Raw genomic sequence first — 21,128 nt, forward strand, 5'->3', positions numbered from 1 at the left:
CAGCCCTCAACCTCGGTTCTCAGCGGCGCAGAAGTTGCAGGCGCCAGCGCTGGCGGCGGGTAAGTACACGGCTTTGCAGGTGCAGTTCGCCCCGCCCCCTCAACACCACCACGTCCCCTACCTGCAGCTCGGTGTGGGGACGCAATACGGTGCGGCCATTGAGGCGCACCCGGCCGGCGCTGATAGCTGCCGCCATGCGGGCTCGGGACAGGCCCAGACCTGCCGAAGCAACGGCATCCAGGCGACAGGAGGCTTCCACGGTGGTGACGGTGCGGGGCTGGCGCGGTTGATGACGCAGGTGGTCCCAGGGCACGGCGGTGGCCTCCACCACCACTGTGCGCACCTGCAGGGAACGGCCGCCCAGGGCCGCGGCGCAGGCTGGTGTGGTGATGAGCTGGGCACCGTTGTCTCCCAGGAGAATCACGTCCCCCCAACCCCGTGGATCAACGTCTGTTGTCAGCAGGGCCGCCTCAAAGTCCTCCAGCTCAGCGGGGTCAAACAGGAAGTTGCCCTGCAACGCCACCAGAGCAAAGTCCAGGGGCACGTCCATGAGGGGCAACTCCTCCCGGGCCAGGAGCAGCCGCTGCCGCTCGGCGGGGATGATGCCGCCAAAGCAACGCCAGTGCAGGCCACTGCGCCGCTGAAGCACCGGCTCCACGGCGAGGCGCTCCCCCGGATCGAGAAACCCTGTTGGCTCCGGCTGCCAACTGCGCAGGGTCACCTCGGCCACCGCCAGCACGTGGTCCAGGGCCTCGACTGGGGTCATGACAGGGCCACCACGGCCTGGGGGCGCACCCGCTGCAGTTCCTTCCACGGCATGTCCTGTCCCGAGGCGGATTCCACCACCAGCAGCCAGAAGCCCTCCTCGCTGCGGTTGCGCAGTTGGCGCAGACGGTCTTCATTGCTGCTGTCCACGTCGGAGCGAGCGGCAAAACTGCCCAGCAGACCGGCCACCAGCCCCAGCAGACCACCGATCAGGCGATTACCCCAGGCTCCAGCAAAGGCAAACGTGTCCAAATTGGTCATGACGGTGAACGTCACCCCGGCAAAGAAACCGAAGGGCGCCAACCAGAAGGCCATGGTCCGCTGCAACCGTTGTTGGCGCAGTTGAGGGTTGAGCACCTCCACCTGGTCAAACGGAATCTCCCCCGGTCCCACCGACTGAAGGCGGGCCAGGGGCGTGGAGCGTTGCGCCAGATGGTGGCGGAGGGTACACAGGTCCTGATGGTGGTCAAGCACCACAACAGCAACGGCCATGGGTGGAGGAGGGGCAACCAGTCACTACACTGCACCAACGGCACTACCACAGGGCGCATGACAAAAGTTTTGGTCTCCGATCCCATTGACCAAGCCGGAATTGACATCCTCTCCCAGGTGGCCCACGTGGACGTGTGCATAGGGCTGCCGGAGCAGGAGCTGGTGGGTGCCATGGCGGATTACGACGCCTTGATGGTCCGCTCCGGAACCCAGGTGACCGCTGCGGTCATTGATGCTGCTCCCCAACTCAAAATTATTGGTCGGGCCGGCGTCGGTGTGGACAACGTTGACGTGACCGCCGCCACACGTCGCGGTGTGCTGGTGGTCAACTCTCCCGAGGGCAACACCATTGCCGCCGCTGAACATGCCCTGGCCATGATGTTGGCACTCACCCGCAACATTCCCCAGGCCCATACCAGCACCATGGCCGGCCGCTGGGACCGCAAACGGTACCTGGGCAACGAGTTGTACAAAAAGACCCTGGGGGTGGTGGGCCTGGGCAAAATTGGCGCCCACGTGGCCAAAATTGCCCAGGCCCTGGGCATGGTGGTGTTGGCCCACGACCCCTTTATCTCCAACGAGCGGGCACAAAAGCTGCAAGTGCGCCTGGTGGAATTGGCCGCTCTTTTTGAAGAGGCGGACTACATCACCCTGCACATCCCTCGCACCAACGAGACAGCGAACTTGGTGGGAGACAGGCTGTTGAAGCGCATGAAGCCCACGGCACGCCTCATCAACTGTGCCCGGGGCGGCGTTGTGAACGAGGAGGCCCTGGCGGATGCACTGCGCAACCACACCATTGCCGGGGCCGCCCTTGATGTTTATTCCAGTGAACCCCTCGCTGACGGGAGCCCCCTCCGTTCCCTGAGGGACAACGTCATTCTCACCCCCCATCTAGGCGCCTCCACCGCCGAGGCCCAGGCCAACGTGGCCATTGACGTGGCCGAACAGATTCGTGATGTTCTGCTGGGACTTCCCGCCCGCAGTGCGGTCAACATTCCCGGTCTGAGTCCCGATCTGATGGAGGAGTTGCGGGCCCATCTGAGCCTGGCCGAGCACCTGGGCCATTGCGTCAGCCAACTGGCGGGAGGCAATGTGCAAGAACTGGAAGTGCGCATGCAGGGAGAATTGGCCGCTCAACCCAGCCAGCCTTTGGTCACGGCTTCCCTCAAAGGGTTGTTGAGTTCAGCCTTGGGGGAGCGGATCAATTACGTCAACGCCGGCCTGGAGGCCAAAAGTCGCGGCATCAAGGTGCTGGAGGTGAAGGATGAAGCCTCCCGGGACTACAGCGGGGGCTCTCTTCAGCTCACCTGTCGCAGCAGTTCGGGCCTCCACACGCTCACCGGGGCCGTATTTTCAGGGGATGAGCTGCGGATCACTAGCGTGGATTCCTTCCCCATCAGCGTGCCCCCCAGCAACCACATGCTCTTTACCCGTCACCGGGATATGCCCGGCATCATTGGCAGGCTGGGTTCCCTGTTAGGACAGCACAACGTGAACATTGCCAGCATGCAGGTGGGGCGGCGCATCATGCGGGGGGATGCGGTGATGGTGTTGAGCGTGGACGATCCAATCCCGGAGAGCCTGTTGGAGGACATCACCAGCATTGACGGCATTCGCGAAGCCCATACCGTCAGCCTCTGACCAGCCGGGGACAATAAGGAGGACTTATCAGCCATGAATCCATCGATTGATCTTGTTGGAAATTTGCCCCTGAAGACGTGAGATTGGTAACAGATGGGGGTAAAAGTGTGTCGTCCCGCAGGACCCGGTTCTGCCAGGCTCTGCTCTACAAGCTGAATTCATGGCTTCCTACAAGGTCACCTTCATTAACGAAAGCGAAGGTCTGAACGAGACCATTGACGTCTCGGATGACCAATACATCCTTGATGCAGCAGAGGAAGCAGGACTTGACCTGCCCTACTCCTGCCGGGCTGGCGCCTGCTCCACCTGTGCTGGCAAGCTCACCAGCGGCACCGTTGACCAATCCGACCAGAGCTTTCTGGATGACGACCAGATTGAGGCAGGCTTTGTGCTCACCTGCGTGGCCTATCCAACGTCGGATTGCGTCATCACCACCCACGCTGAGGAAGACCTCTACTAAGGGTCCCTTTGGTCAGGGCCGGGCGGTTCATGGACACTGACCAACTGCTCGTTCTCCGAATCACTGCGATGGGACCAACTTGTGCCTTGCTACCCCACCGCAGCCAGCACCCCAGTCCTGGTGGCCAGTACAGCTTCCAGGTTCTGGGGCCTTGCTGTCGCTTGTTTGACCGGGAAGAACTGCCCTGGCCCTGCTGCCGACTGCAATGGCGCAGCAAAGAGCCCAGTTGGCGGCGCATTGGTCGCCGCTTTGTGCCGGATTTGGCCTGCAAGTGCAGCCCCAGCTATGCCGTTGAGCTGCTCCAGCCTGACCTGCGACCCACGGACACCGTTCTCACCCTGTTTGCGGAGCGGCTCAGCCCAGAGTTGCAGGAGTGGTGGTACAGCAGGCCATCCCTTCGTTGCCCTGGGGGGGGCTCTATACACCCCCCCCAGGGAAAGACCGGGAGAGGTCAGAAGTAGATCTTGCCGCCGCCCCAGGAATCTCCCTGGATCTTGGGGGCCACCAGGATGTAGCCGGCAATCAAACGCAGGTCATCATCGGAGAGATCCCGCATCTTCGGGAAGATATCGCTGCTGCGAAGGCTGGGGTGCAGGTCGGCAATGGAGTACTCCCCGTCGTAGGAAGTGGGGTCGTTGAGGTAGTCCACCAAACTCTCAATGGAGTTGCGTGGCGGTGTGGCAAGGGCAAGGGTCTCCGGATCCAGGCCGACGTTGTGGTTTGTCTTCGTGATTCCGCTGGCGTGGCAGCTTCCACAGCTTTGGTTGAACGTGGCCCTCCCCGACTTGACCTCGGCTTCTGTCAGAAGGGCGGTGGCGCCTTGGGCATTCTGAGGGACGGTCAACGTGTCCGTGTCCCAGTTGGCCCCATAGGCCGCAGAGGGATTGACCAGCATTGCCAGGGGCAGCAAGAACACCGCCAAGAGCGCACCGCAGCGCCTGGTCATGGAGCCCAGTCCAGTGATGAGGCGGTGCAAAAAGCTGTTCATCGGTGGGTGATGCTGATAGACCACAATCTCTTGTATCACGCAATTCAGACTCCTTGTCGTCATCGGGTTCAACTCGTCAGAGAGTGTTTCAGAGAGGGGGCAGCGGGGATGGTTCAGGTCGTCACTCGTCCGGTTTGGAGGTGAGTTCCAGGGTGAGAAAGTCCCTGGCCATGATGGTGGCGGGGAAAATGGCCCGGGCCTCTGCCAGCAGGTCATCGGGGCCAACGGCCCGTCCAGGCATATAACGGGGGCTGAAGTGGGTTAACGCCAACTTGCTCACCCCGGCGGCCAGGGCCACCTGCGCGGCCATGGTGGTGGTGGAATGGAGCCGTTGCAGGGCCATCTCCCCATCCCTGTGGGCAAACGTGGCCTCGTGAATCAATAGGTCTGCCCCACGGGCCAGGTCCACAGCCCCGTCACAGAACACCGTATCGGTGGCATACACCAGACTCACGCCCGGCCGGGGCGGGCCGCAAAGACTGGTGCCCTCGATGGTGCGCCCCCCCACGGCAATGGTTTCACCTGTCTTGAGGCGGCCATAGAGGGGACCGGGGGGAAGACCCAAGGACTTGGCCTTCTCCACGTCAAACCGCCCCGGCCGAGGCTTTTGCACAATGCGGAACCCACTGGCCGGGATACGGTGCCAGAGGGGGCGAGACTCCACCATCAGATCGTCATCCTCAAAGAGCACGTGGCCTTCGCCGGGAGGGACGTTGGCATGAAAGTGCAGGGGATAGCTCAGGCGGGTGGAGGAGAACTGCAGGGCCGACTCCACAAAGCTTTGCAACGGGGGTGGACCGTACAGGTCCAGGCCCGCCGCCATGCCCGCCATGCCCAGGCTGGCCAGCAGCCCCGGCAAGCCAAAGACGTGATCCCCATGCATGTGGGTAATGAAGATGCGCCGCAGTTGGGACACCCGCAGGGGACTGCACAGCAGTTGATGCTGGGTGGCCTCGCCACAATCCAGCAACCAGATCTCACTGCGCTGGGGAAGACGAACAGCCAGGGAGGACACGTTGCGCTGGCGGGTTGGAACGCCAGAACTGGTGCCCAGGAAGGTGACCTGCAACGACGTGGAATGGGAGGCGAACCCATTGTGCGCTGGCCGGCTAAACTGGTTCCATGACCAGACAGCCTTCGACCAAGGACCTCTCCCGGCGCATGGAGTCACTGATCTCCAACGCCCACAACCGCTACCTCACCACGGTGCGGATTGCCTTTCGTGCCAAGCAGCGCCACTTTGATGATTTTGAAGGCCTGCTGGAGGAGAGCAACATCAAACCCGTGCAGCGGGCCATCAATGAACTCTACGACGAGCAACACACCCCGGAGCTGTTGCCCTAGTCTCTCCCCCCTCCAACGGGAAGGGGACGGCTGGCGCCTGGCGGTGGATCCTGCCAAGCCCTTTGTAGCCATGGTTGGTGGCGAGGGCTGGGCCTGCGAATTGCGGGCCGCCGAGCTCCGGGCGCTGTGCCAGGGCGTGGCTGTGGTGGTGTGTCAACACAGTGCCGTTGCCGGGCAGCTCATGGCAGAAGAGTCCATCACCATCAACCATGAATCCGGTGGTCTATGGCTGGAGTTGCAGGGGACCGCCACGTCCTGGTCCCTGCGCTTTCTCCTGGAGCCGGACACGGATCGTGGCTGTGAAGGGGTCTGGTCGGCCCAGGCCAGTCCCCAGTTGGCCATGGCGCTGCAGAAATTGGAGTGCTCCGGGACACTGCCTGTCTGACCCACCCGCCACCTGGGACCACCAGTCCCCACGAAAACCGAACCCTCGCGGTGGGTCCGGTTCGGCAAGAAGATGGAGACTCTATGCGTTGTGTCGCTGTGGACCTTCCCACCATCCGTGCCGCCCTTTGTAGCTATGACCACAGCCAGCGGTTACAAGCCCTGGTGGCGCTGCGGCATCACAGCACGGCCGATGCAGAGCCCATCTTGCTGGCGGCGTTGGAGAGCGACGCGTTTATCATTCGCTCCTTTGCCTGCATGGGCCTGGGGCAAAAGCGGACGGAAGCCGGTTTTCAGGCCCTCCTGGAGCGGGCACGGCATGACAAGGATCCCAACGTGCGGGCGGAAGCCGCCAGTGCCCTAAGCTGGTTTGGCTTCGAGCGCTGTACGTCCCTGTTGCTCAGGCTGTTTTCCCAGGACGATCACTGGCTGGTGCGCCAGAGCATCATTGCGGCATTGTCCGAATGCGGAAATCCCGGCTCCCAGTTGCAAGTGGCGCGTCAGGGTCTTGTGGGTGAGGACGACACGGTACGCTACAGCGCGTTGGAGTTATTGGGTGTGCTGGTGGGGTCCCACCTGGAGGGGGAGGCGGAAACCCTGCTGCTGGCCGCCAGCCATGATGAGAATCCCTGGATCCGCCGCATCGCGACCCGCACCATGGGCAACTTCCCTGGGGAGGCGGCACGCCAACGCTGCCTTGAGTTGCGCCGGGACCCCGACCATCGGGTTGTGGCTGCCAGCCTGGAGTCCACGCTCAAATTGGAGAGTGGCCCACGGTCAGAATTTTCCATCTAGATTTTGATCATCACTAGGGGTGCCGCTATCCTTTGGCGGCTGAGATCACACCCTCCGAACCTGACACGGTTTGCACCGCCGCAGGGAAGTGAGCATGTCGTGATCCTGGCTTCTGGTGGACTCTTTGCAGGATGTCCGATGCGCAGCACATGGGTGGCCCCCCGCCGAGGCCAAGGCAACGTGACCCAGATGCACCATGCCCGTCAGGGGCTGCTGACGGAAGAAATGGACCACGTGGCCAAACGGGAGGACCTGCCCCCTTCCCTGGTCATGGAAGAAGTGGCTCGGGGGCGAATGATCATTCCCGCCAATATCAACCACGTCAACCTGGAGCCCATGGGCATTGGCATTGCGGCCCGCTGCAAGGTTAATGCCAACATTGGCGCCTCTCCCACCACCTCGGACGTGCAGCAGGAGGTGGAGAAGCTGAACCTAGCGGTTCGTTACGGGGCCGACACCGTGATGGATCTCTCCACCGGCGGCGTCAATCTGGACGAGGCGCGCACAGCCATCATCCAGGCATCGCCCGTGCCCATTGGCACCGTGCCCGTGTACCAAGCGCTGGAGAGTGTCCACGGATCGGTCCGGAAGCTGGACGAGGACGATTTTCTCCACATCATTGAAAAGCACTGCCAGCAGGGGGTGGATTATCAGACCATCCATGCCGGCCTCCTCATTGAGCACCTGCCCAAGGTGCGGGGACGCATTACAGGGATTGTGAGCCGTGGGGGCGGAGTTTTGGCCCAGTGGATGCTGTATCACCACCGTCAAAACCCTCTCTACACACGCTTTGACGACATTTGCGAGATTTTCAAGCGCTACGACTGCAGTTTTTCCCTGGGGGATTCCCTGCGCCCCGGCTGCCAACACGACGCTTCCGATGCAGCCCAGTTGGCGGAACTCCACACCTTGGGAGAGTTGACCCGTCGCGCCTGGGAGCACGACGTTCAAGTGATGGTGGAGGGTCCAGGCCATGTGCCCATGGACCAGATTGAATTCAACGTGCGCAAGCAGATGGAAGAGTGCTCCGAAGCACCCTTCTACGTGCTGGGTCCCCTAGTGACCGACATTGCTCCCGGCTATGACCACATCACCTCAGCCATTGGCGCCGCATTGGCGGGTTGGCATGGAACAGCCATGCTGTGCTACGTGACCCCCAAGGAGCACTTGGGGCTCCCCAATGCCGAAGACGTGCGGGAAGGCCTGATTGCCTATAAAATTGCTGCCCACGCCGCAGACATTGCCCGCCATCGTCCCGGAGCCCGGGATCGTGATGATGAGTTAAGTCGGGCTCGCTACGCGTTTGACTGGAATCGCCAGTTTGAACTCTCCCTGGATCCGGAGCGGGCTAGGTCCTACCACGATGAAACCCTGCCGGCCGATATCTATAAACAGGCGGAGTTCTGTTCCATGTGCGGTCCCAAGCACTGCCCCATGCAAACCAAGATCACTGATGAGGACGTGGCCGCCTTGGAGCAGGTGCTGGCCAAGGATCAGGTCAACTGACCAAGGCAACAAAAAAGCTCCCCTGTTGGGGAGCTTCGGGCCATGGTCCATGGCGGAGGTCAACAGCGGATCAGCGGAGGCAGACTGACTTCTCGTGCAGATCAACCCGGCGACGGTAGGCCATTTCCTTGGCACGACGGGTGGCTTCTTGGCGATGCCGCTGCAGATAGTGAACGGTGATGATGGACATGGGATGCACCTCCGGATTGTGTGGGACAGGGTGCGTTGCTTCGGGCCGAGGGGCCTTACTTCCACCTGAGCATCAGGTCAACGAGGAACAAATAATAGCAGTTGCTACCAAATTCCGGCAAGTGGGATGGCCTCTTCGTTAAGAAATGGGGCTTGTCTTGGGGTGATGGGCTGGTTTAGCGTTATGGCTTGCCTTTGCATCCCATGACTGGGCAGGCTGTAGGCAACAGTGACCGCCGTCTTCACCCTGATGCACATTCCTCTAGCCTCTTCCAATCGCCGTTCTTCACACAACCTCGTTGCGCCTTCTCTGCGGGAACAAGGCTTGACCGTGGGGGAACTGGTGTTGATTGTGCTGGTCATTCTGGTTGCCGCGGGAGGCGCATGGCTCTTTCTGGGCAGCCAACAGCCAACCCCCTCCAACGAAACCACGGTCCAGCCCCCAGCTCTCAATCCCCAGCCCTAAATCAGGCCCCTGACAGGGGACTCAACACTGAGCCTTCCTCGTCCTGGCGGACGCTGATGCACTGGGCATCACGTCGCCACGGCCCAATACAACGTTCCAGGTGGGTTGTACTCAGCAGACATTGATGCTGCTGGCCAATGGCCTCCAAAAGCAGGAGTTGGCGGTCCGGGTCCAACTCCGCCAGCACGTCGTCCAGCAGCAGCACCGGCGCCTCGCCACTCACCTGGGTCACCAGTTCCACCTCGGCCATCTTCAAGGCTAGCACCATGCAGCGCTGTTGACCGGCGGATCCATAGCGGCGGGCTGCCTGCCCATTGAGTTGCAGCGCTACTTCATCCCGCTGGGGTCCGACGCGGCAGCATCCCACCTGCAGTTCCACCTTCCGCTGGCGAGCCAACTGCTGCCGCAAAGCCCCTTGCCACACCACCAGCCCCTGGTTCCCCTGGTCCCCGTCAGAGATTGGGAGAAGCTCGGTGCCAGGGCGGTAGAGGAGGCCAAGGATTTCCTGCTCGCCACTCAGCGTCCTCTGCCACTGCTGGGCCAAGGGATTGAGCCGCAGCAGCGCCCGTTGACGGCGACGGTGTAGCCGTGCCCCCAGGTTGGCCATCTGCTGGTCATAGGCATCCAAAAGCACCGTCAGGTGATGATTGAGGGATTTTCCCCCATGGTGTCGCAGCAGGCTGGAGCGCTGCCGCAGCAGCTTGCCGTACCGGGAAAGCAACTCCCCGTAGACGGGCTCCAATTGCAGCACCACCCGGTCGAGCCACTGACGCCGGACCATAGGCTCACCGCGAATCAGGGCCAGATCCAGGGAGCTGAAGCACACACAACGGAGGGAGCCCAGCAGGTCCACTTGGCGGGACAGAGGTTGTTGATTCCGCCACCCCTGCCGTCCCCCACCCCGGTGCAGATGCAGGCCAATGTGGTCCAGCCCGTCAGTCCCGATCCATCCATGGATCCAGCCACAGGCCTGTCCCAACTGGATCAGGTCCCCATCGCTGGTGGTCCGATGGGAGCGCAGGCTGGCCAGCAACTCCACAGCTTCAAGAATGTTGGACTTGCCGGCTCCGTTGGGTCCCACAACAATGACCCGATTGGCCTTCACCTGCAGTGCCGCCGTCCGATAGCTGCGAAAATGCTGGAGTTCCAGCCTGGATAGGGAGGGCATGGTGGACTAGGATGATGCCCATGGGCATGTAGCTCAGTTGGATAGAGCGTCAGATTCCGGTTCTGAAAGCCGAGGGTTCGAATCCTTCCATGCCCGCTTCCTCAGGCAGGTTTCCTGCACCCCCATGGCCTGAACTCACAGCCTGAGTTGAAGCGCCATGGCGCGAATTCCGTTGGGGGATTCCAGGAAGCCAAAGCGCTCCAGTTCCGGCACGTCTTCCGCCGTGGTCATCATGGAAATGCTGCACCCGGCCAGATCACGGCGCAGCCTCAGCAGCATGGATTGCATGAGCAAGTGGATGTAGCGGGCCCTGGGCTGAACATCGTCGAGAACGCACAGGTCCCAAAGGTTCACGTTCAAGGATCGGTCACTGGTGGCCCGCACCAGACCCACCAACTCGTGGCCCGCACCACCAGGTGCAGGGCGCCAAAGACTGACCAGAAGATCACTGCGCTGCAGTGCCAGGGCCACCCGCTCGATGCTGCGCTCCGGTTGACCACAGGACTGAAGCAACTGGTTGACGGCAGCAGCATCCGGTCGATCTGGATCCTCCAACATCAGCCAGCCTGTTGGCAGGGTCGCTGCCGTTCCGGGTGCTGGCTTGGGCATGGTCATCTCTCCTCAGCCTGTGTTGCGCATCCCCGCAGCGATGCCGTTGATGGTGAGCAAGGCGCCCCGCAGCAATTCGCTGCGGCTGTAGGTGCGCTCTTCCTCCTCCTCCCGCAGGGGGGGGCGGCGCACCTGTTCCCGCAGCCGACGCAGGAGCGCCACCTGGATGAAGCCCAGCGGCACGATAGTGCAGTTTCTCAACTCCACCGACAGCTTAAGGCCCGGATCTTCCGCCAGCAGCTCCCGATGGCCGCTGATTTTCAGCACCAGGGAGCGGGTGAGTTCATACTCCTGGCGGATGCGGGCAAAAATGCTCCCAAAGGCTTCCCGATACTTGTCGCTGCTGAGGGAATTCATATAGTGTTCCGCCAGTTGCAGGTCCACCTTGGCCAGGGTCATCTCCACGTTGGAGATGAGGGTGCGCAGGAAGGGCCAGCGGCCATAGAGCTCACGGAGCACCTCCAACTGCTCGGGGTGAGCTTGCAACTCCTGGTTCAAGGCAAAACCCACCCCGTACCAACTGGGCAGCAGGAAGCGGCTTTGGGTCCAGCCAAACACCCAGGGAATCGCCCGCAGGCCGGAGAGATCCTTGGCGCCGCCACGGCGCCGAGCGGGACGGGAAGAAATCTGTAGCATGGAAATCTCTTCGATGGGCGTCACCTGCTGGAAAAAAAGCACCAAGTGGGGATCGTCATGGACCAGGGCCCGGTAGTGGCTGCGAGAGCGCTGGGCCAGACGGCTCATCAATTCACTCCACTGGCGATGTTCCCCCAGACGGGACCCCAGCAGGCTGTTCTGGATGACGGCAGAGGTGACGGTTTCCAGGTTGTAGAGCGCCAACTCCGGCAAGGCGTACTTGGACGCCAACACCTCCCCCTGCTCAGTGATCTTGATGCGTCCCTCCAGGGTGCCTCCAGGCTGGGCCAGAATGGCCTGGTAGGCCGGTCCGCCACCCCGTCCCACGGAACCGCCACGGCCGTGGAAGAGCCGCAGATGAATGCCCTGGCCTCGAGCCAGGGCCGCCAGAGCTTGCTGAGCGCGATAAATTTCCCAGTTGCTGGAAAGGAATCCGGAGTCTTTATTGCTATCGGAATAGCCCAGCATGATTTCCTGCAACAGGCCGTCTTTTTCTGCCCTTTGGCCACAGCAGGACAACAATCCTCGGTAGGTGGCCATGCTGAAGAGATCCTCCATCACCCGTGGGGCTCGTTGCAGGTCTTCGACGGTCTCGAACAGGGGAATCACCAGGAGCGACGCCTGATCATCCGGGGCGCTCACCAGCCCGGCCTCCTTGGCCAGCACCAGCACTTCCAGCACATCGGAGACGCTTTCGCACATGGAGATGATGTAGGTGCGACACGTGCGCTCACCAAACTCCAACTGAAGACGTTTAAGCATGCGGAACACGTCAAGGGTCTCGCGGGTGCTGTCCTTCCAGACCACTGCGGCAGGCACCAAGGGGCGCCTGGTCTGCAACTCCGCTAGCAACCATTGCACCCGGGCCTCTTCATCCGTGGTTCCGTAGGCCGGCATTTGTAAAAAGCGCGTGATCTCGTCAAGGGCATCGCTGTGGCGACTACTCTCCTGCCGCAGATCCAGAGCCGCAAGGGAGAAGCCAAAACTGCTCACCTGGGTCAGCAGGGACTCCAGGCCCGTGTTGCTCAAGCCCGTGTGAAGAAGGCTGTTCTGCAGAAGTTCCAGGTCTTGGCGGAAATCCACATAGGATCCATAGTGAAGCGGGCCGGCCAGGTCCTGGCCCAGGGGGGCGATGCTGGAAATGTTTTTGGACCGTGGCTGGGGCAAGGGAGAGTCCCAACCCGCTTCATTCAGCGCCTTGTTGCGGGCATGGGTGCGGTGCAACCGCTCCAGGATGTAACTGAGTTTGAGCCGATAGGGCTCCAGACGGTACCGGGCTGCCAGCCGTTCATAGACGGAGGGGAAACACAGCCGGTCCAGTTCCAGGGACTCCAGCAGATCGGTGCCCACCTGGCTCCATTGCATGGAGAGGGACAGTTCCGTGCGCAGGGTCTCCACCACACCGATATAGCGCTCCAGCATGAGCTGGCGCTGGTAGCAGGCGGTTCTCCAGGTCACGTCCGGTGTGACGGAGGGGTTGCCGTCCCGATCAGCCCCCACCCAGGAGCCAAAGGTGATGACAGCTTCGCTGTGCAGTTGCACATCCGGATAGCTGCGTTGTAAGACCCGCCGCAGGCGCCCGTTAAGCTGGGGCAGGACGTCAAAGAGAACCTCCTGAAAATAGAGGAGGGCATAGTCCACCTCGTCCAGCACGGACGGCTTGAACTGGTGGAGTTCATCGGTACACCACCACAGACGGATTTCCTGCTCCAACTGACGACGGATCAACTCCTGATCCTCCCCATGACCGGCACTGTCCAGTTGCGCGTGTCGCGTCAGAAGATCCGCAACCCGACGCTGCTTATGGCGCACGGTGTGACGCACGATTTCCGTGGGATGGGCTGTAAACACCAGACGGATATCCATCCTGTTGAGCAGGGTCTCCAATTGGCCCGGCGGCACGTTGAGGCAGCGGAGACGGCCAAACAGCGTGCGCAGAGGGATGGGCGCCGAACTGAGAGACAAGGGTGGGGCAAAGGGATTCTCCACAATCGGACCCTTGGCGTAGGCGGCCTGGATGGAGGAGCGATAGCGGTCTTCTTCAATTTGCTGCTCAATGATGTTGACCAACTGGAAATACAAGGAGAAGGCCCGGGCAGCAACGATGGCCTCCCTCAAGTCCATGGTGCGCACCAACTCAACGATGGCGTCTGCGCTGCCGGCCTTGAAGCACAGTTGCTTGAGGTGGGTCAGGCGGGATGCCACTGCCTGGTCACATTCATAGTTGAGCACGCTGTGCCACAGTTCCTCAATGAGGCCCAGCCGTTCCTGGAGCAACCGCGGTGCGTCAAGCCTCGCTGCCGCCGCTGGCTGATTTGCAGCGGGGAGGTCAACGCGAGATGTACGAGGCGCCAGGATCATGGTGCGGCAAGGGAAGTGGTCGGCGCAACGCAGGCTGTTGTGGGCGTCTCCTCGCACAGATGCTGGCGTAGCTCACGCTCACGGCTCTCCAGGGACGCAGCCTCTCGCCTGAGAATGGCGCGGATGGGTTCTCCGTCTCCATGGAAGCGAAGCCAACGCATGGAGCGGTTCCCTTCCCTCAGGATACTGTGCAGCGGCTGGAGCCAGCTTTCCAGACCCAAGGATTTCGCCGTCTCCTGTACATGGTCGAGAGACTGGTGCAGCCACTGGGCGGCCGTCAGGGCATGGCCATCCCGCCAGTGGTGCAGGCGGGCCGCGAGGGATTGATGCGATGCAGCCTGGTCATTGCGGTCCGCCAAGACTGCGAGGGTATCGGCGTCCATGGTGCTGGCCCGGAGTGGATCCTGGCGCTCAGGGTCCGCCAACAACTGCAGCAGGCGCAACTCACAAAAGCTGGCAACAGCCAGCAACTCCAGAGGGTCGTCCAGCAAGTCGCAGATGCGTACCTCCACGCGATCAATCTCGTAGGGTCGACGCCTGCCGTTGGGACGCACTGAACACCACAGGTGGCGCACGTTGTGCATGGTGCCAAGGCGCAATTGCTCCTCCATCCACTGGATGTAGTGGCTGTGGTGGTGGAAGAGGGGAACCCAGGCGGGCGTGATGGGGAACTGACGCCAGCGCTGGGAGTGGGCGCCTGTCACCCGACCGTCCAGAAAAGGGGAGCAGGCACTGAGGGCAAGCAGCAGGGCCCCCTCGCAACGCATGAGCCGACAGGCAGCCATGAGCTGTTCCGGGTCGGCAATGCCGAAGTTCAGATGAACGCTGGCCGTGGCCACGCGGGTGCCGTAGGTGCGCTCAATCAAGCCGTGGTAGGCATTGGTGGAGTCGGAGCGCTCAAAGCTGCGACTATCCCCCAGGCTGAGGCAACTGCCAGGCAGGAGGGTGAGATCCCGTTGCCGCAGCCAGGCACGCAAGACGCGTCGGGGTTTCAGCAAGTGGTGCAACTGCTGGCGGTAGTCCGCCTCAGGGGGCGTGGCGTATTCCAGGTTGCGGCGATCAGGCTCCACCATGAAGCCAGGCAGCGCCCGGGCCACCTCATCGGCACACCCCATAACGGTGCCATCGGGGCGTCCCGTGAACATCTCCACCTCAAAGCCCTTCAGCAGCAGGGGGGTGGTCACGGATGGTCCACCTCCAGACAATTGATGGCCCGCAGCATGCCACGGGCCTTGTTCAGGGTCTCCTCGTATTCTAGAGCGGGCTGAGATTCATAGACAATCCCCGCGCCCGCTTGAACAGAGACGTGCCACTGACCTGGCGCCTGGGGCCTGGCCAGGATGGTGCGGATGGTGATGGCCAGATTGATGGTGCCTTGCAGATCCATGGAGCCATAGACACCGGAATAGGGTCCACGGCGGGCCGGCTCCAACTCGTGAATCAACTGCATGGCGCGAACTTTTGGGGCGCCACTGACAGTTCCCGCAGGGAAGCAAGCCACCAGCACGTCCAGGGGATCACAGGTCTCCCGCAACTGGCCATGGACTTCCGAGACAAGGTGCATCACGTGGGAATAGCGTTCAATCACCATCAGGTCTTTGAGTTGCACGCTGCCCGGTTGGCAAACTCGACCCAAATCGTTGCGGGCCAAGTCCACCAGCATCACGTGTTCAGCCCGTTCCTTGGGGTCCGCCAGCAACTCCTCGGCCAGTGCCGCATCCGTTGCAGGATCCGGGCTACGGCGCCGGGTACCGGCAATGGGCCGCAAGACGGCCAGTCGCTTCCCGTCATGGGTGCCATCTTCCTGGCGCTCCACCTTGACCATGACCTCGGGACTGGAGCCAATAAGCTGCCAGTTGCCGAAATTGAAATAGGCCATATAGGGGCTGGGATTCACCAGCCGGAGACTGCGGTAGATGGAAAAGGGCTCATGGGGAAGCTGGGCCTCCAGGCGCTGGCTGAGCACCAGTTGGAACACGTCTCCAGCCATGATGTGCTCTCGCGCCTGATCAACGGCTGCTTCAAAGTCGGCACGGCTGCGATTGGCTGTTGTGGGTGTCTGTCGAGGCGCTGTGGGCTGCCAGGCCAAGGATTGGTGGGCTTGGCTGGGCGTCAAGATGCAGTCCCGCAGCCGCTGGAGACGGAGTTGGGCGTCCGAGCGGGCCAACTGGGGATCCGGCTGATCCTGCAAGTTGATGTAGGAAACTGCCGTCAGCAGCCGACGGGCCTGGTCAAACAGGAGCAAGTGGTCACAGAGCATCCACAGGCCATCGGGACAATCCCCCTCAGCTGCTGCATGGACAGGGACAGTGGGTTCAATCCAGCGGATCAGTTCATAGCTCCACATGCCGAAGAGTTGACCCAGGGCAGGGCAGCCGGGAACCGGGCTGGCGCGGTAGGGCTCCATCCGGCGCCGCAACTGCGCCAAAGGATTGCCGGAGTAGACGTCACAACGGCCGTCCCGCCAGCGCCGCACACTCTGGTCACCGCGGCTTTCAAACACCCATAGGGGATAGGTGGCCACCACACTCCAGCGGCCAACATGAACACCACCATCCACGGACTCCAGGAGCACCCCATAGGGGCTGCCCGGGCTGATGCGCAGCCATGTGGAAACGGGAGTATCTAGATCAGCGGACCACGTGGTCCAGATGGGGAGAAAGGTTTCCCCCTGGCTGGCCCGCTGTCTGATGTCTTCAAGGCTAATCACGCGCCCTGGACTCTCCGGAAGAGCCGGGCGGCAGTTCAGTCGTAGGACTTCTGCCCAGTGAACTTGATGGTGGCAGGGTTGACATTGCTGCCGATGGAGCGAGCGTTGTGGTTGACCATAGGACGGCCTTCATTCACCTTCTCGGGGAAGACCCCATCCTTGGGATGAAGGTATTCCGTATCCCCGTCAGGGAAGATGCGGTAGATCTTGTAGTCGTTGATTCTGGGCTTGAAGGTGCGCAAGCTGGCGCCCAGGGCCAGACACTGCTCCTTGCGGGCAAAGTACATGATGTTCTCCCCATTGTGCATGAGGGCAGCGCCGCCAGTGGGCAACTCGAACGCCTGGTCCTTTTTACTGGTCCAGGTGATGGCGTACTTCTCTTCAGTTTCAGCGGCATCCAGCAGGCCGCCTGTGCTACCCACATAGGCCGGAAGCTGGCCTTTGAGCACCTCTGACATGGGAATTGGGGAGAGACGTGAGGGAACCCTAGCAACAGCCCCTCCAGTGTTCCTTCCACTGTGAATGCCTCTTTACAGCTTGATGCCGTGGAAAGAAGGGCCGGGAACTCTGGTCACAGACCCTGGGCCAGGGGAAAAAACAGGGTCAACTGCTGGGGGCCACGCTCAGCCATGCGTCCCCCCAAACTGCTGAAGAGTTGCCGAATGGCTGAACGACTGAGGTGGAGGCGCCCTGTCTCCGGCTCCCAGGTGAGAACAGCACCGAGATGAGTCTCGCCAGGCTTGTCCCGACCATGTTGGCTATCCCCCCGGAGTTGCAAGCGCAATTTCCCGCCGGCACGGCTCAGGATCACGTGAAGGGTGGTTCCCGAACGCAGGCCCTGACCAAAGCGCTCCACCACGCCAGCCAGCACGGGTGCCAACAGCAGGGGATCGCTCATGACGTCCGGGAGATTCTGCTCCAGCTCCAACTGAATCTGAAGACCATCGTGTTCAAGCTGTTGCTGCCACCGACTGTGTTGCTGCTCCACAAGACTGGCCAGGTCCGTGCGGGACAGCAACTGTTGCGCCTTGGGCTGCCGCTGCAATTCCGCGGTATGAAAAATGAGCCCGAAGCGATCAATCTGGGCAGTGCATTCGGCGTCAATTTGCGCCAGTTGACGTTGCACGTCCTCCCCCAGGTCGGCGCGGCGGCTCAAAACACGGCTCAAAACACGGATGGTGGCCAGGGGCGTGCGAATGCCGTGGGACAGAGCTTCCAGAAACTCCAACTCCGTGGTGGTTCCGTTGGGCTCCAGTGCATCCTGGTCCGCCCCCCCCGGGGAGGAGGCCACGGGGGATGCCGTCACCGTGAGGCTGGGGGGCATGGATGCGAGACGGCAGGCCAACGCGGACCAGAAGCGCCGCTCACTGACCAGGTTATCCGTCATGGTCACTGGACCCAGTCGCTCCAAAACCCCCCGCAGTCTCCGGCCATGACGGGGATTCTCCTGGAGCAGTCGCCGCCTTAACAGTTCCAGTGCCTGGAATACCACAGCCCCGTCAAAACAAACCAGAAGCGCCCATTGGTCAGCCACAGGCCGCAGGGAGATGGCCAGTTGCAGATGACGGGTCACCAGCACAAGAAAGGGGTCACGGCCATCGTCCGGTTGCAGTGTCAGCGGGGACCAGGGGTCCGCTTCATCCGTGGCCTGTCCCGGCAGGAGGGGCAGGTTCAAGACCCATGGAGAGAAGCGCTCCGGCACCCACACCCATCCCTGGAGTGCTGGTAGCAGGTTGGGCTCATGGAGCGCTGGCAGGGGCGCCGCCAGCCAGACCCCTTCCTGTCCCGACGGGGCCTCCCCCAGTTGGGCAGACAAGTCCTCCTGGATCACCTGCAAGGCTGCCCACCATTGACGACGGGCGCCATCCTCCGTCGTGGTCTCGCCGCTCCAGTGCCGCCAGAGCAGTTGATGGAGCGCTCTCAAGCCGGGCTGCGCCATCAGGAGAACGGCCGCGTCTGTCGGCCGCGTCGCTCCACTGCGGCCACCAAGCCGATCCCCAGACAGTTCATCAGTAGCGCAGAACGTCCATAGCTCATGAACGGCAACGGAATACCGGTCACGGGCCCCAACCCAGTTGTCATGAACACGTTCACCACCACTTGAAACATCACCATGGCCAGGATGCCAATGACCAGGAATGATTCAAAGTCTGTTTTGGCCACTGTGGCGATCTTGAGCAGTCGCCAACACCAGGCGGCAAACCCTGACACCACCAGAAAACACCCCACAAACCCCATTTCCTCTCCCAGGGCGCTGAAGATGAAATCCGTGTGCTGCTCCGGAATGAATTGAAGTCGGGTCAGTTGCCCCTGGAGCAGGCCGGTGCCTACAAAGCCGCCGGAACCAATGCCGATGATGCTTTGAATGATGTGGTAGCCCCCCCCCAGCGGATCCATGGAGGGATTCAGAAACAGGGTCAGGCGATCCCGCTGATAGTCCTTCAGCCCATGCTCCCAGAGCCAGGGTGTGGACAAGGATGTTGCCATCAACGTCACTGCCGTCAGCGCAGCACCGCTCCAACGCCAAGGCAGATGGCGCCAAGCCATGATTCCCATGGCGGCAATCCAGATCACCTGAACCACGAGGATGCCCGGCAATCCCGTGTGTCGAAGACCACCCAGGAGCGCTGTGGGCAGGGGGGATAACAGCAACAGCAGCCATTGCCAAGGCATGGCGGACCAATACAGCATCCCCAACAACACGGCCCCGAACACCAGAGACGTGCCCAAATCCGGCTGGACCAGCACCAGGGCCCACGGCACCAGAATCACGCCAAAAGGGAGGAGCAGGTCCATGGGTTTCTGGATGGGGAACCGATCCAGAATGGCGGCCACAAGAACAATGGTGGCAAGCTTGGCGAACTCCGATGGCTGCACCTGGAATGGACCCAGGGCCAGCCAACGCTGAGCGCCGAGGGCCTTGGTGCCCACCAGGTTGACCGCCAATAGCGCCGCAACAGTGCCCAGCAGCAGCAGTGCCAGCAGGGCGAGCGATACCCAACCGCCCCCCCTGGACCAGTCCCCCTGGGGACCAGAGCCGTGGGGGGCCTCCTGCCAGTGTCGAGATCTGCGCAATGACAACAGCTCAGGGGAAAGACGGGATATACACAACGCCAGCACAAGGCCCACAACCCCCGTAGTCCAGTGGTCCAGCCAGAGGCCATCCACACCCGTCAGCTTGCAGACAATGAGCGTGGCACTCACGACACTGAAGAACAGTGGGGGAAACGTGAGAAGGCTGGCCGCTCTGCTATTGAGCCGCGGGGCATGCAGTTGGAGGCCAAGCCAGTGGTTGCAGATGGCCAACAACGCAGTGTGGAGAACCGTGGTGCGGGAGACGACGAGAAATAGGGCCACCAGCAGCGCCATGGCGGCGGCGCCATGGCTGAGCCAGGGCACGTCACCGCTCACCTGACGCTGGGTGCTGGCAATGAGCAGGCCGGAGACACCGATCAAGGCCACGGGCACACCCCAAAGCACCAAGTCAAACTGGGGACCCAAGTCCCGCTCCTGATAACGGCTGGAAAACCGGCTGGATCTGTGGTGCGTGAACAGATCCATGGCGTCAGCAAGGAGTCACCAGGCGCCGGCGGAGTTGTTGCGCCAATCCCTGCAGGGCCACGCCAGCGGGAGAGTCCGGCTGGGACAGCACCAGGGGTTGGTCCTCCTCCGGCGGCAGTTGCAGGGGCAGTTGGGCCAGCAGGGGCACACGGGTCTCGGCCGCCAGTTGGGAGCCGCCCCCTTCACCAAACAGGGCATAGCGTTTCCCGGGTTGATCCGGCGGTGCAAACCAGCTCATGTTCTCCACCACCCCCAGGATGGGTACTCCCAACTGCTGAAACATGGCCAGGCCGCGGCGGGAATCAGCCAGGGCCACCTGCTGCGGCGTCGTGACGATCACCACCCCCTCCATGGGCACCGCCTGGGCTAGGGACAACTGGGCATCCCCTGTGCCCGGCGGCAGGTCCACCACCAGCACGTCACGCTCGCCCCATTTCACTTGATAGAGGAATTGGCGGATGACACCGTTGAGCATGGGACCCCGCCAGATCACCGGTTGCCCGGGATTGATCAACAACCCCATGGAGACCATGGCAATCCCGCAGCTCTCCAGGGGCACGAGCAGTTGCTGACCATCCTCTTCCACTGTCTCCGGGGCCACCTCGCCCAACCCCAGCATGATGGGGGTGTTGGGTCCGTAGAGATCCGCATCCAGCAGACCAACCCGCAGACCTGTGGCCGCCAGGGCACAGGCCAGATTCACGGCAACGGTGCTCTTCCCCACGCCCCCCTTGCCGCTGCTCACGGCCACCACCGTCTTGACGCCCGCAATGGGACGGGTCTGGGGGGCAGTGGTCGCTAGGTCCGGGGAAGCCGCCAGTTCAATCTGCACGTCCTCAACGCCGTCAAGACTCAACAGGGCGGCGCGCAGTTCCTTGGCGATACGGTCCCGCTGGGGATTGGCATGGGCCGGCAGGGCCAGTTCGATGACGGCCCGTGATCCCTGCAGCCGTGGATTGCGAATCCACTCCAGGTCCAGCAGGCTTTTCCCACTGCCCGCATCCGTCAGGGGGCGCAGACAGGCAAGAGCGTCACTAATGGTGGTCATGG

20 protein-coding genes, 1 tRNA gene and 2 riboswitches are annotated in these 21,128 nt (G+C 62.0%); of the genes, 8 read left to right on the plus strand and 13 right to left on the minus strand.

What is annotated here, in order from left to right; genetic code table 11:
- Nucleotides 1-19 precede the first annotated feature (19 nt).
- Both FLM9_RS03770 and FLM9_RS03775 read right to left on the minus strand, forming a co-directional pair.
- The gene (locus FLM9_RS03770; protein WP_074457330.1) at nucleotides 20-766 is read right to left on the minus strand and encodes a photosystem II electron transport protein, Sll1252 family; all 747 of its coding nucleotides are present in this window, start codon (nucleotides 764-766) and stop codon (nucleotides 20-22) included.
- Entirely contained in the window at nucleotides 763-1,257 is a 495-nt protein-coding gene (locus tag FLM9_RS03775) for a hypothetical protein (protein WP_074457331.1), read from the minus strand. Before FLM9_RS03775 ends, FLM9_RS03770 begins: the two co-directional genes overlap by 4 nt.
- 57 nt (nucleotides 1,258-1,314) lie before the next feature.
- Between FLM9_RS03775 and serA the strand changes: the two genes are divergently transcribed.
- The 3 genes from serA to FLM9_RS03790 all read left to right on the plus strand — a co-directional run bounded on the left by serA (nucleotide 1,315) and on the right by FLM9_RS03790 (nucleotide 3,822).
- Complete coding sequence (gene serA / locus FLM9_RS03780) at nucleotides 1,315-2,901, plus strand: phosphoglycerate dehydrogenase (protein ID WP_074457332.1); 1,587 nt, start codon at nucleotides 1,315-1,317, stop codon at nucleotides 2,899-2,901.
- A gap of 160 nt (nucleotides 2,902-3,061) precedes the next feature.
- Nucleotides 3,062-3,361: a ferredoxin gene (locus tag FLM9_RS03785; protein ID WP_025781311.1), complete on the plus strand. Its 300-nt coding sequence runs from the start codon at nucleotides 3,062-3,064 to the stop codon at nucleotides 3,359-3,361.
- Between the two features lie 68 nt (nucleotides 3,362-3,429).
- The gene (locus FLM9_RS03790; RefSeq protein ID WP_074457359.1) at nucleotides 3,430-3,822 is read left to right on the plus strand and encodes a DUF8632 family protein; all 393 of its coding nucleotides are present in this window, start codon (nucleotides 3,430-3,432) and stop codon (nucleotides 3,820-3,822) included.
- Here FLM9_RS03790 and psbV read toward each other — a convergent pair.
- Together psbV and FLM9_RS03800 are read right to left on the minus strand one after the other, a co-directional pair.
- Nucleotides 3,813-4,307, minus strand: a complete 495-nt coding sequence (gene psbV, locus FLM9_RS03795) for a photosystem II cytochrome c-550 (protein ID WP_102135470.1) — start codon at nucleotides 4,305-4,307, stop codon at nucleotides 3,813-3,815. The two genes, FLM9_RS03790 and psbV, sit on opposite strands and share 10 nt — an antisense overlap.
- A gap of 163 nt (nucleotides 4,308-4,470) precedes the next feature.
- Nucleotides 4,471-5,418: a ribonuclease Z gene (locus FLM9_RS03800; protein WP_074457334.1), complete on the minus strand. Its 948-nt coding sequence runs from the start codon at nucleotides 5,416-5,418 to the stop codon at nucleotides 4,471-4,473.
- Between the two features lie 53 nt (nucleotides 5,419-5,471).
- Here FLM9_RS03800 and FLM9_RS03805 point away from each other — a divergent pair, with 53 nt between their 5' ends.
- From FLM9_RS03805 to thiC, 4 genes are all read left to right on the plus strand, one after another.
- Complete coding sequence (locus tag FLM9_RS03805) at nucleotides 5,472-5,693, plus strand: DNA-directed RNA polymerase subunit omega (RefSeq protein ID WP_074457335.1); 222 nt, start codon at nucleotides 5,472-5,474, stop codon at nucleotides 5,691-5,693.
- On the plus strand, nucleotides 5,650-6,078 hold the full coding sequence (locus tag FLM9_RS03810) for a DUF1818 family protein (protein WP_074457336.1): 429 nt from the start codon (nucleotides 5,650-5,652) through the stop codon (nucleotides 6,076-6,078). The genes FLM9_RS03805 and FLM9_RS03810 overlap by 44 nt, the downstream gene beginning before the upstream one ends.
- A 98-nt stretch (nucleotides 6,079-6,176) precedes the next feature.
- Nucleotides 6,177-6,872 carry a HEAT repeat domain-containing protein gene (locus FLM9_RS03815; protein WP_074457360.1) on the plus strand — a complete coding sequence of 232 codons (696 nt, stop codon included), beginning with the start codon at nucleotides 6,177-6,179 and terminating at the stop codon, nucleotides 6,870-6,872.
- A 5-nt stretch (nucleotides 6,873-6,877) separates the two neighbouring features.
- Nucleotides 6,878-6,976: riboswitch (TPP riboswitch) on the plus strand.
- A gap of 34 nt (nucleotides 6,977-7,010) precedes the next feature.
- Entirely contained in the window at nucleotides 7,011-8,378 is a 1,368-nt protein-coding gene (gene thiC, locus FLM9_RS03820; RefSeq protein WP_074457337.1) for a phosphomethylpyrimidine synthase ThiC, read from the plus strand.
- Nucleotides 8,379-8,597: 219 nt separating this feature from the next.
- A riboswitch (Glutamine riboswitch) is annotated at nucleotides 8,598-8,653 on the minus strand.
- A gap of 381 nt (nucleotides 8,654-9,034) precedes the next feature.
- Here the strand turns inward: thiC and recF are convergent.
- Entirely contained in the window at nucleotides 9,035-10,201 is a 1,167-nt protein-coding gene (gene recF / locus FLM9_RS03830; protein WP_074457339.1) for a DNA replication/repair protein RecF, read from the minus strand.
- 22 nt (nucleotides 10,202-10,223) lie between these two features.
- On the opposite strand from recF, the gene FLM9_RS03835 reads away from it, so the two are divergent.
- Nucleotides 10,224-10,297 (plus strand) — tRNA-Arg (locus tag FLM9_RS03835).
- Between the two features lie 39 nt (nucleotides 10,298-10,336).
- Here the strand turns inward: FLM9_RS03835 and FLM9_RS03840 are convergent.
- The 8 genes from FLM9_RS03840 to FLM9_RS03875 all read right to left on the minus strand — a co-directional run bounded on the left by FLM9_RS03840 (nucleotide 10,337) and on the right by FLM9_RS03875 (nucleotide 21,126).
- On the minus strand, nucleotides 10,337-10,810 hold the full coding sequence (locus FLM9_RS03840; protein WP_074457361.1) for a hypothetical protein: 474 nt from the start codon (nucleotides 10,808-10,810) through the stop codon (nucleotides 10,337-10,339).
- Nucleotides 10,811-10,822: 12 nt separating this feature from the next.
- The gene (gene ppc / locus FLM9_RS03845; RefSeq protein ID WP_074457340.1) at nucleotides 10,823-13,807 is read right to left on the minus strand and encodes a phosphoenolpyruvate carboxylase; all 2,985 of its coding nucleotides are present in this window, start codon (nucleotides 13,805-13,807) and stop codon (nucleotides 10,823-10,825) included.
- Nucleotides 13,804-14,991, minus strand: a complete 1,188-nt coding sequence (gene gshA, locus FLM9_RS03850; RefSeq protein ID WP_074457341.1) for a glutamate--cysteine ligase — start codon at nucleotides 14,989-14,991, stop codon at nucleotides 13,804-13,806. Before gshA ends, ppc begins: the two co-directional genes overlap by 4 nt.
- Entirely contained in the window at nucleotides 14,988-16,517 is a 1,530-nt protein-coding gene (locus tag FLM9_RS03855; RefSeq protein WP_074457342.1) for an anthranilate synthase component I family protein, read from the minus strand. Before FLM9_RS03855 ends, gshA begins: the two co-directional genes overlap by 4 nt.
- Before the next feature lie 35 nt (nucleotides 16,518-16,552).
- On the minus strand, nucleotides 16,553-16,975 hold the full coding sequence (locus FLM9_RS03860; protein WP_074457343.1) for a photosystem I reaction center subunit II PsaD: 423 nt from the start codon (nucleotides 16,973-16,975) through the stop codon (nucleotides 16,553-16,555).
- A 113-nt stretch (nucleotides 16,976-17,088) separates the two neighbouring features.
- Complete coding sequence (locus FLM9_RS03865; RefSeq protein WP_074457344.1) at nucleotides 17,089-18,456, minus strand: sensor histidine kinase; 1,368 nt, start codon at nucleotides 18,454-18,456, stop codon at nucleotides 17,089-17,091.
- Nucleotides 18,456-20,078: an FtsW/RodA/SpoVE family cell cycle protein gene (locus FLM9_RS03870; RefSeq protein WP_074457345.1), complete on the minus strand. Its 1,623-nt coding sequence runs from the start codon at nucleotides 20,076-20,078 to the stop codon at nucleotides 18,456-18,458. The genes FLM9_RS03865 and FLM9_RS03870 overlap by 1 nt, the downstream gene beginning before the upstream one ends.
- Nucleotides 20,079-20,082: 4 nt before the next feature.
- Nucleotides 20,083-21,126: an Mrp/NBP35 family ATP-binding protein gene (locus tag FLM9_RS03875; RefSeq protein WP_074457346.1), complete on the minus strand. Its 1,044-nt coding sequence runs from the start codon at nucleotides 21,124-21,126 to the stop codon at nucleotides 20,083-20,085.
- Nucleotides 21,127-21,128: the final 2 nt, after the last annotated feature.

It is taken from the genome of Candidatus Synechococcus spongiarum (genome assembly GCF_900047545.1).
In the GTDB taxonomy this organism is placed as follows: domain Bacteria; phylum Cyanobacteriota; class Cyanobacteriia; order PCC-6307; family Cyanobiaceae; genus Synechococcus_B; species Synechococcus_B spongiarum_C.

Bases quoted from the DNA above. Each gene is read 5' to 3' on its own strand.
- recF (WP_074457339.1), bottom strand. From the start codon at position 10,201: ATGCCCTCCCTATCCAGGCTGGAACTCCAGCATTTTCGCAGCTATCGG.
- FLM9_RS03870 (WP_074457345.1), bottom strand. From the start codon at position 20,078: ATGGATCTGTTCACGCACCACAGATCCAGCCGGTTTTCCAGCCGTTAT.
- FLM9_RS03810 (WP_074457336.1), top strand. From the start codon at position 5,650: ATGAACTCTACGACGAGCAACACACCCCGGAGCTGTTGCCCTAGTCTC.
- psbV (WP_102135470.1), bottom strand. From the start codon at position 4,307: ATGACCAGGCGCTGCGGTGCGCTCTTGGCGGTGTTCTTGCTGCCCCTG.
- FLM9_RS03790 (WP_074457359.1), top strand. From the start codon at position 3,430: ATGGGACCAACTTGTGCCTTGCTACCCCACCGCAGCCAGCACCCCAGT.
- FLM9_RS03860 (WP_074457343.1), bottom strand. From the start codon at position 16,975: ATGTCAGAGGTGCTCAAAGGCCAGCTTCCGGCCTATGTGGGTAGCACA.
- FLM9_RS03875 (WP_074457346.1), bottom strand. From the start codon at position 21,126: ATGACCACCATTAGTGACGCTCTTGCCTGTCTGCGCCCCCTGACGGAT.
- FLM9_RS03775 (WP_074457331.1), bottom strand. From the start codon at position 1,257: ATGGCCGTTGCTGTTGTGGTGCTTGACCACCATCAGGACCTGTGTACC.
- FLM9_RS03805 (WP_074457335.1), top strand. From the start codon at position 5,472: ATGACCAGACAGCCTTCGACCAAGGACCTCTCCCGGCGCATGGAGTCA.
- ppc (WP_074457340.1), bottom strand. From the start codon at position 13,807: ATGATCCTGGCGCCTCGTACATCTCGCGTTGACCTCCCCGCTGCAAAT.
- FLM9_RS03865 (WP_074457344.1), bottom strand. From the start codon at position 18,456: ATGGCGCAGCCCGGCTTGAGAGCGCTCCATCAACTGCTCTGGCGGCAC.
- FLM9_RS03785 (WP_025781311.1), top strand. From the start codon at position 3,062: ATGGCTTCCTACAAGGTCACCTTCATTAACGAAAGCGAAGGTCTGAAC.
- thiC (WP_074457337.1), top strand. From the start codon at position 7,011: ATGCGCAGCACATGGGTGGCCCCCCGCCGAGGCCAAGGCAACGTGACC.
- FLM9_RS03840 (WP_074457361.1), bottom strand. From the start codon at position 10,810: ATGCCCAAGCCAGCACCCGGAACGGCAGCGACCCTGCCAACAGGCTGG.
- FLM9_RS03770 (WP_074457330.1), bottom strand. From the start codon at position 766: ATGACCCCAGTCGAGGCCCTGGACCACGTGCTGGCGGTGGCCGAGGTG.
- serA (WP_074457332.1), top strand. From the start codon at position 1,315: ATGACAAAAGTTTTGGTCTCCGATCCCATTGACCAAGCCGGAATTGAC.